11 protein-coding genes are annotated in these 11446 nt (G+C 65.1%); all 11 read right to left on the bottom strand.

The features are described from left to right. Positions 1-37 precede the first annotated feature (37 nt). Entirely contained in the window at positions 38-1462 is a 1425-nt protein-coding gene (gene glnA, locus QMC81_00950; GenBank protein MDI6906039.1) for a type I glutamate--ammonia ligase, read from the bottom strand. A gap of 319 nt (positions 1463-1781) precedes the next feature. Next, positions 1782-2537 (bottom strand): type 1 glutamine amidotransferase, encoded by a 756-nt coding sequence (locus tag QMC81_00945; protein ID MDI6906038.1) that lies wholly within the window; start codon positions 2535-2537, stop codon positions 1782-1784. A 327-nt stretch (positions 2538-2864) separates the two neighbouring features. Beyond that, positions 2865-3524 (bottom strand): ATP-binding cassette domain-containing protein, encoded by a 660-nt coding sequence (locus QMC81_00940; protein ID MDI6906037.1) that lies wholly within the window; start codon positions 3522-3524, stop codon positions 2865-2867. 3 nt (positions 3525-3527) lie between these two features. Beyond that, positions 3528-4208: a molybdate ABC transporter permease subunit gene (modB, locus tag QMC81_00935; GenBank protein MDI6906036.1), complete on the bottom strand. Its 681-nt coding sequence runs from the start codon at positions 4206-4208 to the stop codon at positions 3528-3530. 67 nt (positions 4209-4275) lie between these two features. Then, on the bottom strand, positions 4276-5076 hold the full coding sequence (gene modA / locus QMC81_00930; GenBank protein ID MDI6906035.1) for a molybdate ABC transporter substrate-binding protein: 801 nt from the start codon (positions 5074-5076) through the stop codon (positions 4276-4278). Beyond that, on the bottom strand, positions 5049-5927 hold the full coding sequence (locus QMC81_00925) for a homocitrate synthase (GenBank protein ID MDI6906034.1): 879 nt from the start codon (positions 5925-5927) through the stop codon (positions 5049-5051). The genes modA and QMC81_00925 overlap by 28 nt, the downstream gene beginning before the upstream one ends. Before the next feature lie 14 nt (positions 5928-5941). After that, on the bottom strand, positions 5942-6763 hold the full coding sequence (locus QMC81_00920; GenBank protein MDI6906033.1) for a radical SAM protein: 822 nt from the start codon (positions 6761-6763) through the stop codon (positions 5942-5944). Beyond that, positions 6747-8033, bottom strand: coding sequence for a nitrogenase component 1 (locus QMC81_00915; GenBank protein MDI6906032.1), 1287 nt, complete (start codon positions 8031-8033; stop codon positions 6747-6749). The genes QMC81_00920 and QMC81_00915 overlap by 17 nt, the downstream gene beginning before the upstream one ends. Before the next feature lie 73 nt (positions 8034-8106). Then, positions 8107-9588 (bottom strand): nitrogenase component 1, encoded by a 1482-nt coding sequence (locus QMC81_00910; GenBank protein MDI6906031.1) that lies wholly within the window; start codon positions 9586-9588, stop codon positions 8107-8109. Beyond that, on the bottom strand, positions 9579-11033 hold the full coding sequence (locus QMC81_00905) for a nitrogenase component I subunit alpha (GenBank protein ID MDI6906030.1): 1455 nt from the start codon (positions 11031-11033) through the stop codon (positions 9579-9581). The genes QMC81_00910 and QMC81_00905 overlap by 10 nt, the downstream gene beginning before the upstream one ends. After that, positions 11020-11427: a P-II family nitrogen regulator gene (locus QMC81_00900; protein ID MDI6906029.1), complete on the bottom strand. Its 408-nt coding sequence runs from the start codon at positions 11425-11427 to the stop codon at positions 11020-11022. The genes QMC81_00905 and QMC81_00900 overlap by 14 nt, the downstream gene beginning before the upstream one ends. Positions 11428-11446 lie beyond the last annotated feature (19 nt).

The following is an 11446-nucleotide window of genomic DNA, read 5'->3' as shown; positions in this document are numbered from 1 at the left end:
ACCGTCTTCCCCCGCCCCGGTGTTCACGCCGATAACGCTATACGTCGTAGTAAAGAACGAACTCGTAGGGGTGCGGACGCAGCCGCAGGCCGTCCACTTCGCGCTTCATCTTGTAGTCGATCCAGGCCTCGAGGATGTCCTCGTCAAAAACGTCGCCTTTCAACAGGAAGGCGTGATCATCCCTCAGGGCCGCCAGCGCTCCGTCCAGAGTGGCCGGGAGCGACCTGATCGCGGCCGCTTCTTCCGACGGAAGCTCGTAGAGGTCCTTCTCCAGGGGCTCCCCGGGGTGGATGCGGTTTTCAATGCCGTCCAGGCCGGCCATCAACAGGGCGGCGAAGGCCAGGTAGGGGTTGCAGGACGGGTCCGGCGGGCGGTACTCGATGCGCTTCGTCGCCGGGTTCTGCGAGTACATGGGGATACGCACGGCGGCGCTGCGGTTGCGCTTGGAATAGACCAGGTTCACCGGCGCCTCAAAGCCGGGCACCAGGCGCTTGAAGGAGTTGGTGGTCGGGCTGCACAGGGCGGCGAGGGCCGGGCCATGCTTCAGCAGACCGCCGATGTAGTAGAGAGCGGTTTCGCTTAGGCCCGCGTAGCCCTTTTCGTCGTAGAAGAGCGGCCGGCCGTCCTTCCAGAGGCTCTGGTGGACGTGCATTCCGGAGCCGTTGTCCTGGAAGATGGGCTTGGGCATGAAGGTCGCCGTCTTGCCGTGCCTTATGGCCGTGTTCTTAATGATGTACTTGAACAGCAGGAGCTGGTCGGCCATTTTCGTCAGGGGGGCGAACTTCATATCGATTTCGGCTTGGCCGGCGGTGGCCACCTCGTGGTGCTGGCACTCGACCGCGATCCCGGATTCCTGCATCAGGAGCACCATTTCGGTGCGCAGGTTCTGCATGGTGTCGGTCGGCGGAACAGGGAAGTAGCCCTCCTTGTAACGGGGACGGTACCCCAGGTTGGGGCTCCCGTTGTTCCGGCCGCAGTTCCAGAAGCCCTCGTCGGAGTCAATGAAGTAGTAACCGGCGTACTGGCTCTGGTCGAAGCGGATGTCGTCCAGGATGAAAAACTCGGCCTCCGGCCCCCAGTAACTCACGTCCGCGATCCCGCTCTGCTTCAGGTAGGCCTCGGCCTTCCGGGCGATGAACCGCGGGTCGCGGTTGTAGTTCTCGCCCGTCACCGGGTCGTAGACGTTGCAGACCAGGCTCAGCGTCGGGACCTCGCAGAAGGGGTCGAGACAGGCCGTCTCCGGGTCCGGCAGCAGGATCATGTCACTCTCGTTGATCGTTTTGAAGCCGCGGATGCTGGAGCCGTCGAAGCCGAGCCCGTTGGCAAAGGCGCCCTCATCGATTTCGGACAGCGGCACCGAGAAGTGCTGCCAGGTACCGGGCAGGTCGACGAACTTCAGGTCGACCATTTTCACGTCCTTTTCCCTGGCCCAGGCCAGGACCTCCTGCGGCGACTTGGACATTGCATGCACTCTCCCTTCAAAAAACTTGTGAGTGATCAAACCTTCGCCCTATGGGGCGTCAGGGACGTGTGACCGGTTCCGCTTTCACCCCGCTTCCCGGGAAGAAAAGAGAAAAGGGCGCCCAGGGGGGAACTGGCCCCCGGGGCACCCTCGCCCAAGCGTCCGGCGGCGCCGCCGCGCGTCTCCGGGTCATCCAAAAGAGAAACGCCCTGCCAAAACAGGGCGTCAACGGCCTGCACCAGGGTACCACACTGTACCCTTGCTTTTCAAAGTATACTTGCGATTCGCCTTTTTGGCAACCGTTTTTTCGAGGAAATCATTAGGAGCTAAAGCAGCACCCGCATCCGGATTCCGAACCGCCGGTGATATCCAGCCAGTTGCCGACGAAACGCCCCGCGAGCCAGCGGCACATCGTGTCTTTCTTTTTGGTTTGTTCCAGGATGCGGTCACCCATGCCGTAACCGCCGGCGCGCCGCACGTCGTCGGCGTAAGCCCGCAGCCACTCCTCGATCATCCCCGGCGTGACCTCCAGGTGGAACTGCAGGCCGTAAACCCGGTTTCCGAAGCGGAAGGCTTGATTCCAGCACCCGGCGTCTCCATAGACCAGTAACTCGGCTCCGGGCGGCGGTTCGAAGGCATCCTCGTGCCACTGGAAAACCGGAAAGCTCTCCGGGAAACGCGCGAAGAGCGGCGATTCCTGCCCGGCTCCGGTCAGGCTGACCCTGTACCAGCCAAGCTCAGCCCGCTGGCTCTTCGCCACCCGTCCTCCGAGCGCCTTGGCGATGAGCTGCCCGCCGAGGCAGATGCCGAGCGTCGGCAGATCGCGTTGGGCTGCGTCCCGGATGAGGCGCATAACCTTGCCCAGGTAAGGAAAACGGTCCTCGTCGTTGGCACCCATCGGCCCGCCCAGAATAATCAACGCTTGGTAGCCGTCCAGGGTGGCCGGCAGGGTACTCCGCGCCCGGTCCATCCGCCTCAGGTCCAGCTCCCACCCGGCCTCGGCCATCCCCGGGCCCAGGAATCCCGGTCCCTCCAGGGATACGTTCTGAACGATCAGGACACGTTTCGGCTCCATCCCTCTGTTCACCTTCCCTGTGCCGGATCCGCGGGACGCCGCCCGCGGCCATCCGGAAAAAACATAAGGCGCCCTTTCGGGACGCCTCCGTCGGCCTTCGATACGACGCTGTATCCTATGGGTTCTATTATATGGGGAGCGGCTGATCTGTCAACCGTGCGCGGAGGACTCCATCAGGGCGAAGGCCCCGCGCGCCGAGGCGATGAGGTTGATCCGTCCCCCGCCCGGCCCCCCGAAGGAATCGCCCCGTTGCTCCGTCTTCCGGTAAGGTTAAGGTTAACCGGGAGAACTCTGTTCCGCACAGCTTATCCGCCACGTTCAAGATTGTCAGGCCGTCCAGCAGACGGCACCGTTGGACCTGACCGGGCGCAGGACTCTGGACGCCAGTCGTTCTTCGCAACAGCAGTGGGTCACCATAACCACGGGGATCCGCCATTCCGCCGGCAATTCCTTTATCTCATGCCGCAACTGCTCCCGCAGCCCCCGGTCCAACGCCGCCAAAGGCTCATCGAGAAGCAGCACCGCCGGATCACGCACCAGCGCCCTGATCAGGGCCACCCGCTGGCGTTCACCGCCTGAGAGCTGGGCGGGAAAGCGCTCCCGCAAATGGCCGATACCGAAGCGCGTCATAAGCCCCGCCGCCCGGCGGAGCCCGGCCTTCTTCTCGTCCCCGCGCAGGCCCCGCAGCCCGTAGAGCACGTTTCCCCAAACCGTCAGGTGCTCGAAGAGGGCATAGGCCTGGAAGACGAACCCCACCCTTCGCCTGGCGGCCGGCAGGTTTATCCCCGCCGCGCCGGCGAAGAACGGCCGCCCTTCCAGAACGATGCGGCCGGCGTCCGGCCGCTGCAAACCGGCCAGGCACTCGAGGATGGTGGTCTTCCCCGAGCCCGAAGGCCCGGCCAGGGCCAGGAGTTCGCCGGCCGGGACAGCGAAAGCGGCCTTCAGAGTAAAGTCAGGCAACCTCTTCTCGATTTCCACCGCCAGCATTTATCAGCCCCTCCTCCGCCCGGCATAGCGGGCGATGTGACGCCCCGACCAGCGGTGCAGTCCGAAGATCACCCCAAAAGAGAACAGCAACACGATCGCCACCAGGGGGAGTGCCGTGTGGTAGTCTCCCGCTTCCACCGCGAAATAGATCGCCATCGGCACGGTCTGGGTCTTGCCGGGGATATTCCCGGCTACCATCAGCGTGGCACCGAATTCTCCCAGCGCCCGGGCAAAGGCGAGGACTAAGCCCGACAGGATACCCGGCCAGGCGAGGGGGATGGTCACGGTGAAAAAGACCAGCAACTCTCCCGCCCCCAGGGTCCGGGCGGCGTTTTCCTGATCTGGATCGACCTGCGCCAAGGCGGCCCGGGCGTTCTGGTACACCAGGGGGAAGGCCGCCACCGCCGCGGCGATTACCGCCGCCGGCCAGGTGAAAAGCAACCCGCCCGGGACGAGCCAGCCTACCGGGCCGCTATTGCCAAGTAGTAGAAGCAGGCCGAACCCGACCACTGTAGGCGGAAGAACGAGGGGGAGGAGCAAAACCGCCTCCACCGCTTCCTTTCCCGGAAAGCGGGCGCGGGCGAGCAGGCGGGCACACGCCACCCCGCCCACGGCCGCCACCGCCGTAGCCAGAAGCGCCACCCGAAGCGACAGAAGCAGAGCACGTACCGCCTCTTCCGGCATCGCCGCTTTCCCCCTTTCCGTGCGCCATCCATGACCGCAGGAAACGGTCGATTGTCGCTTGGGCCGTTCAGGACGCCGTCGCCAGGGGCGTAAAACCGTATCTGGCGAAAACCCCGGCCGCTTCCGGCCCGGCAAGGTAGTTAAGAAAATCAAGGGCCGCTTCTTTTTCCTTGCTGCCGCCGACTACGGCCCCGGTGAAGAAGATCGGGCGATGGGTCTTTGCCGGCGCTTCGGCCGCGATCCCGACCTTTGGCGAAACCGCGGCGGTGGACCGCCACACCAGGCCCGCGTCGACGTTCCCTGTTTCCACGTAAGTACGGACCTGCTGCACATCCTTGGCCAGAACGAGCTTCGGTTGTACCTTGTCCCAGAGCCCCAGGTTGACCAGCGCCTCCTTCGCCCATTCTCCCGCCGGCACGATGGCCGGATCGCCGATACTCACCCTACCGACGTCCGGTGAAGCAAGGTCGGCAAAGCCCTTCACCTTTTGCCCATCCTCCGGCGTGATGAGCACCAGCTTATCGGCCAGGATTCTCTTACGGGTGGCCTTGTCGATCAACCCCTCCTTTTCTAAGGCATTCATCTGCTTCTCGCCGGGGAAGATGACAATGTCACCCGGCGCTCCCTGCTCGACCTGCTTCTGCAACGTACCGGCGCCGGCGAAGTTAAAGGAGACCTTGGTCCCCGGATGCTGCCGGCGGTACAGGTCCGCCACTTCCGGCAGCGCGTCTCTCAGCCCCGCGCCGGCGTAAACCGCGATTTCCCTGGCCGGCGCGGCCTCCCGGGCGGTCCGGGGCGTTCCGCACCCGACAAGCAGGCCCGCCAGCAAACCGGCGAGACTTACGAAAAACCAGGCTCTCTTTCGCATTCCGCTTCCTCCTTTTGCCTGTGCGGCCGGTCCCCGATCGCCGTGTCGCTTATGACCTTTTTCCTCTCCCGGCCGGCCGCCCTGGCCACCACGCGGCTCAAGATGCTGAGCCGGCGGCGGTCGAGGCCCGCCGGGAGGCCGTAAAGGTGCTCCAGCGCCGCCACCACCTCTTCCAGAGGCACGTTTCCCGCCCGCTCGCCCAGCCCCCCCACGGTAACGTCCACGTACCGGCACCCGGCCTTGACCGCCGCCAGCGCGTTGGCGGTGGCCATGCCGAAATCGTTGTGTCCGTGAAATTCAAGCGGGATGGCCACCTTTTCCCGCAGGCGGGTGAGACGTTCAAGGGTCGTGAAAGGGTCGAGCACCCCCACCGTGTCGCAGTAGCGCAGGCGTTCGACTCCCATCTCTTGCGCCAGCAGCGCGAACTCCACCAGAAAGGCATCCTCCGCCCGGGAGGCGTCCTCCGTCCCCACCGTTACGCGGCAGCCGTAGGCCAAAGCGTAGGCGATCGTTTTCCGCAGTTGCGCCAGGACCCAGCGGCGCGACCGGCCCAGCTTGTACCGGAGGTGGATCTCGGAAACGGGGGCGGAGAGGTGCACGTCCCGCACCCCGCAGGCGAGCGAAGCCCGGATGTCTTCCGGCAGTATCCGGTTCCAGGTGCTGACCCGGCTGCGCAGGTCCAGGGCGGCGATGCGCCTTATCGCTTCCTGCTCCACCTCGCCCATCGCCGGAATGCCCGCCTCGATCTGGTACACACCCGCGCGGTCCAGCAGCCGGGCCATAAGGACCTTTTCCCTCGTGCTGAAAGCCACCCCCGGCGCCTGTTCCCCGTCGCGCAGGGTGGTATCCACCAGAAAGACCCCCTTCATATCCGGCCGCACTCGCCCAGGAGCCCGGCGGCGTCGGCGCGGCACTGCCGGCACCAGTCCATCTGGGGCGTGAAGGCGCCCGCCGCCGTCCGCGCCGCCCGCATCATAGCCGCGCCGGGCGCCGGGAGGTCACGAAAACCGGCACGGGGCACCAGGGGCATGACGTTCATCAGCCTCACGCCCAGGCCCTTCACCACGCGGGAGATCTCCGCCACGTGCCCCTCGTTGACACCGGGGATCAGGACGGTGTTCACCTTGACCGCCAGGCCCAGGCGCACCGCCCGCCAGATCCCCTCGAGCTGGTTGAGGACCAGGCGCGCGGCGGCCTGGCGGCCGCGATAGGTCTCGTCCCGGTAACGCACCCATTCGTAGACGGGCTCGGCTACCCGGGGATCGACGGCGTTGACGGTCACGGTCACCGATTTGACTCCCAGTGCCTTGAGCATCGGTACGCGGTCCGACAGCAGAAGGCCGTTGGTGCTCAGGCACTTGATCAACTCCGGGAACTCCCGGTGCACCAGGTCCAGGGTGTGAAAGGTCTCCTCGTTGGCCAGGGGGTCGCCCGGCCCGGCCACGGCCGCCACCCGGATGCGCTGATCGCGCGCCATGAGGCGCTTAAGTTCGGCTAACGCCTCATCCGGGCACAGCACCCGGCTGGCGGCGCCGGGGCCGCTCTCGTTCGGGCAGTCCCCGCGGCGGTCGCAGTAGCGGCACTTGACGTTGCAGCGGGGCGCCACCGGCAGGTGCACCCGGCCGTAACGTGTAGAGGCGCTTCGGTTAAAGCAGGGGTGTCCCTTCAAGTCAGTCTCCCAAGACATGCGCCCACCTCCCCGGAATGAATTGCCAAACCGGCGCTCGCAGAGCTTTTACGATGTCCCGGGCGAAATTGACGAAACCGTTAAAGCCGGCATAGGGCTTGCCCTTCTGGGGGAAAACCATGAACGGTACGCCGTATTTATGGGCCAAAAAGCGCTCCCGGGTGCCCCCGACGAAAAGATCCGGCCTTTCCCGCAGCAAAAAATCTTCCAACTGCCACTGGGAGGCGTCGTCTTTAAGCCTGCCGCCAACCGTCATGTGCGCTCCGGCGGCGGCATAATCCTCAGCCAGGCCGAATTGCGCCCCGGCAAACACGACATCCATCCCCAGTTCGCGGAACGCGGCGGCCATCATTCCCACGCGCGAGGCCCCGAAGTAGAGACCCACGCGTAACCCGGTCACATGCCGGCGCACGCTCTCCAACACCGGAGCCGCCTCTGTGGTGGCTGCACGGATTATCTCTTCCGCCATCCGCTCCCGGCCGAACCGGGCGGCCGTTTCCCGCAGGGAGGCCGCGGTGGCGGCGAGCCCGAAGAAGTTGACGGGCAGGTGCGGGATGCCGTACTCTTTCGCCATCGCTTCCGCCAATGGTCCGCCGGTGCGGCGGCAGTGCACCAGGTTCAGGCGGGCGTGGTGGGCACCGGCCAGAGCGGTGATGTCCGCCTTCCCCGTGAAGGCACAGCGTACCCGCAGGCCGAGCCGCCCGAGCAAATCTTCAATCTCCCCCAGATCGCCACCATTGTTAAATTCGCCCAGGACATTAACGTCGTACGGCGCGGCCGTGTCCGGAGGGGCACGGCCCACCAGGAACCTGACCAGCGCCGCCGCCGCAATGGCGTGACCGTCGCCCTGGCTGGTGCCGGCGAAGCCCGCACAGCCCACCGGTACCACCGGCCGCCCGGTACGGCGGCGGGCGGCGGTGCAGATGCCGTCTATGTCCGTACCGGTGAGCCCCGCAGCGCAGCAGCCGTACACGAAGATGGCCCCGGCCTCCGGGAAAAGACGGACCGCTTCGCGGATCGCCCGCGCCAGCTTGGCCTCGCTTCCGAAAATAATCTCCTTTTCATCCAGGGCGGTGGAGAGCATCCGGTACGCCTTCCCGCGCACGGACCCGCCGTAATAGGCGCATCCCACCGGGGCGTGCACAAGGTGCAGCGCGCCCTTGACCAGTGCCAGCAGCCAGCGCGCCCCGTAGTACGGGCACGCCCGGCTGGATACCTCCCCGGGGATGGTGGGCGCGCCGCAGCCCGGCAAGCAGGGCAGCGCTTCCACCCGCCGGCGGCCTGAGCATTTGCATCCGGATGATCCTCCCCGTCCAGTATCCATTTTCCGCCCCTCCGGTCTGTTAAAGTTGCTGCGTCCGGTCATCGGGGTAGCGGTGATCCAGCATGGCGTTCACGATTTCGTAGAGCAGCAACTCCGCCCCGCGGTAACCCACGATCGGCCGCTTCTGGTATCCAAAACGGTCGTAAACCGGAAAGCCGACTCTCACCAAGGGGACATCAAGTTCCCGGGCGATGTCCACCCCTTTGGAATTACCGATAATCAGGTCCAGGCGCGGCAGCGTTTTAAGGTATTCCTCGAATTCGAAGAGATCGCCCCCGTTGAAAACCTTCGGCGTGTCAAGGAAGAGCTCCCGGTACGCCGCAAATGCCGCCTCGACCTCCTGTGCGAACCTCTTGCTGGCGGTCCCCGCCGCCACTGCTACCGGGGTCATGCCCAGCTCGCAGACAAACCGCGTCACCCCCGCCACGGTGTCCGGGTCACCGAAGACGGCCACCCGCTTCATCATCGTGTGGTGGAAGGTGTCGGCCATGGCGTCCACCAGGCGGCCGCGCTCGGCGCGGAGCGCGGCCGGGACATCCCGCCCCGTGAACCGGCTGAGATGCTGCAGGAGATCGTCCGTGGCGGCCACCCCTACCGGCACCGGCCCCGCCACCGCCGGGATGCCGAATTTCCGCTCCAACCACCGGGCGCCGCTGCCGCCGGCGTCGGCCTGCAGGGCGAAGGTGGCGCAGGCATTGCCCATCTCCCTGATCTCGGCCAGCCGCGTGCCTCCCGGCGGGTAGTAAGGAATCTGCTGCGGCGGCTCCAGGGGCGCATCCAAGGTGTCCGAAATATCGAAAAGAATTGTCGCTTCGATCCCCATCTCCCGCAGGAGGTGCTTGATCTCCCGGATGTCGCCCGGATAGAGCAGGCCGGGAATGATGTTTACCCGGTTACTTGAGGTGTTCCTGGCCATGGCCAGCGTTTCCACGAAGGCCCTGGCCGCCCGGTTGTACCCCTCGACGTGCGAGCCGGCAAAGCTCGGAGTGTTGATCAGGACGACGGCGATCCGGTCCGCCGCTTCGGCCCCGAGTTCCTCGCGCAGGTTCTGCCGCGCCGCCTTAATGAAGCTCACCATATCGTCCCCGATGATCTCGCTGGAGCAGGTTGTGACCACACCGATCACCTCGGGCCGGTACCGCACCGCCAGGTTGCGGAGCCCTTCCACCAGGTTGCGGCGGCCGCCGAAGACCGCGGCGTCCTCGTGAAACGAGGCCGTTGCGATCGTCGCCGGCTCCTTGAAGATGCGGCAGAAGGTGTACCGTACATAGGTGGTGCACCCCTGCGCCCCCTGGACGAAGGGAATCGCCCGGTGCACTCCCAAAACGGCCCACATCGCCCCCAGCGGCATGCACGTGCGGTCCGGGTTTACCACCAGCGCTCGGTCGGCCGCCGCCACCAACTCCGGGTCACGCGGCGCATAGGCCGGCGCGGCCGGTATCTTTTCCACCTTTAACTGGTCGTAGGGGATGCCCTCGACCGGGATTTCCGTTACCCGCATACCGCTTCCTCCCCCCGTTGTTCCGCCGGCAGGCCGTCCTGGAACCGCCAGACCGGGGCGTAGATGCCCTGGTAAATGTCCCGGGCGAAATTCACCATCCCGGCGAACCCCGCGTAAGGCCCCTTTTCGTAAGAGTGGGAGTTCACCGTGGGGATGCCCATCTTGCGCCCCAGGTACTTCTCCTTGAGCCCCGTAAGGAAAAGGTCGGGCTTTAAAGTAACCAGCATCTCCTCGAGCTCAAACTCGTTGGGAGCATCGATGACCAGGATGCCTCCCTTGTGCCGGGCGTTGATCTTCTCGTAGTCGTCCTCGTGGGCGAAGGTACAGGCGCCGGCGATCACTTCCATACCGAGTTCCTCCATCAGCCTGATCCAGTGCCAGACCCGTGGCCCCCCCACGTAGATGGCGATGCGCTTCCCGGTGAGCTTCTCGCGGTAGAAGGCCAGCGCCTTTTCGACCCGCGCCACTTCTTCGGCAATCACCTTTTCCGCCCGCTCCTCCAGCCCGAAAAAGGCCGCCGTCTTCCGCAGCGCCTCCGCCGTCTGCTCGATGCCGTAGAGCGAGACCCGGATGAACGGAATATCATACCCGTCCTTGATCATGTGCGCGATGTACTCCGCGGAACGCTGGCAGTGCACCACGTTCAGCTTTACGTCGATCATCTTGATCAGGTTCTCGATCCGCTCGTTTCCGGAAAAAACCGCCACGATGCGCACGCCGATCTTCTCAAACAGCGGGCGGATTACCTTCAGGTCCCAGTCCATGTTGTAATCTCCGATCAGGCAGATGTCGTACGGCGTTTTCTCCTCTTCCCGCATCTTCAGTTCCGGGCGGCGCTCCCGCAGGGCCTTCACCTGGCGGTAGAATTGCATATTGAAATCGTGATGGCCCTTGGACTGGCTCACGCCCGAGCAACCGGGCGATTCCGCCGTGAAGACCGGCTTGCCGACCTCCTTTTCCACCTGGCGGGCCACCGCCTGCACGTCGTCGCCGATCAGACCCGTGGTGCAGGTGGTAAAGATGACCATCGCCCGCGCCTCTGGGAAAAGCCGGAAGGCTTCCAGACAGGCCTGCCTGAGCTTTTTCACGCCGCCGAAGACCACGTCCTTCTCCTGCATATCGGTCACCACGCAGTAGCGCCGGTTAAAGGCGGTGTTAGCGAGCTTTGTCGGCGTAGCCCAGGGATAAAGGTCGGACAGGTGCCGCCGCGTCGCCCAGGTATACCAGGCACACCCCACCGGGGCATGCACCATCGCAATAATGTCGGCGATCGGGCCGCCGATCACCCCGCGGGCGCCGGCGAAGGCGCAGCCCCGTTCGGTCATATCCCCCGGCACCGTATTGATGTTGCAGGCCGGAATCACCGGCTGCCGGGGGTCGTGGATGTAGATGTGCTTTTCCCGCTCCGGGATCGTCGCGTTGCACTTCAGGTTAATCAAGGGCATTCCGGTATTCCCCCTCGCTTTCCGTTTCGTTGGCAATCGCCGCGTCGTCGCGTTCCCCCGTGCGCACCCGCACGACCTCTTCGACCGGGCAGACGAAGACCCGGCCGTCGCCGACGGCCCCCGTCCGGTTGACCTTCATAATCGCCTCCACCACCAGCCGGGCGTCCGCATCAGGAACCACGACGGAAATCATCCGCTTGGGGACGTAGCGCATCGTTCCCTCCTCACCGGTGAGTTCCGGCCGCAGACCGAAGGCGACCTCGCCCGCCAGTCCCTTTTGTTTGCCGCGCCCCAGGACCTTGCAGGCCGTCAGCGCCGGAAAACCCAGCGCGGCCAGCACTTCTTTGGTCCTGGTCATCTTTTTCGGGCGGATGATGGCCACGATCTCCTTCACCGCCGCGCACCCCCTTTGC

Source organism: Thermoanaerobacterales bacterium, from assembly GCA_030019475.1.
Classification (GTDB): Bacteria; Bacillota; Desulfotomaculia; order Desulfotomaculales; family JASEER01; genus JASEER01.
The sequence above is the reverse complement of the archived record's forward strand: the minus strand, read 5'-3'. Positions and strand labels throughout refer to the sequence as shown.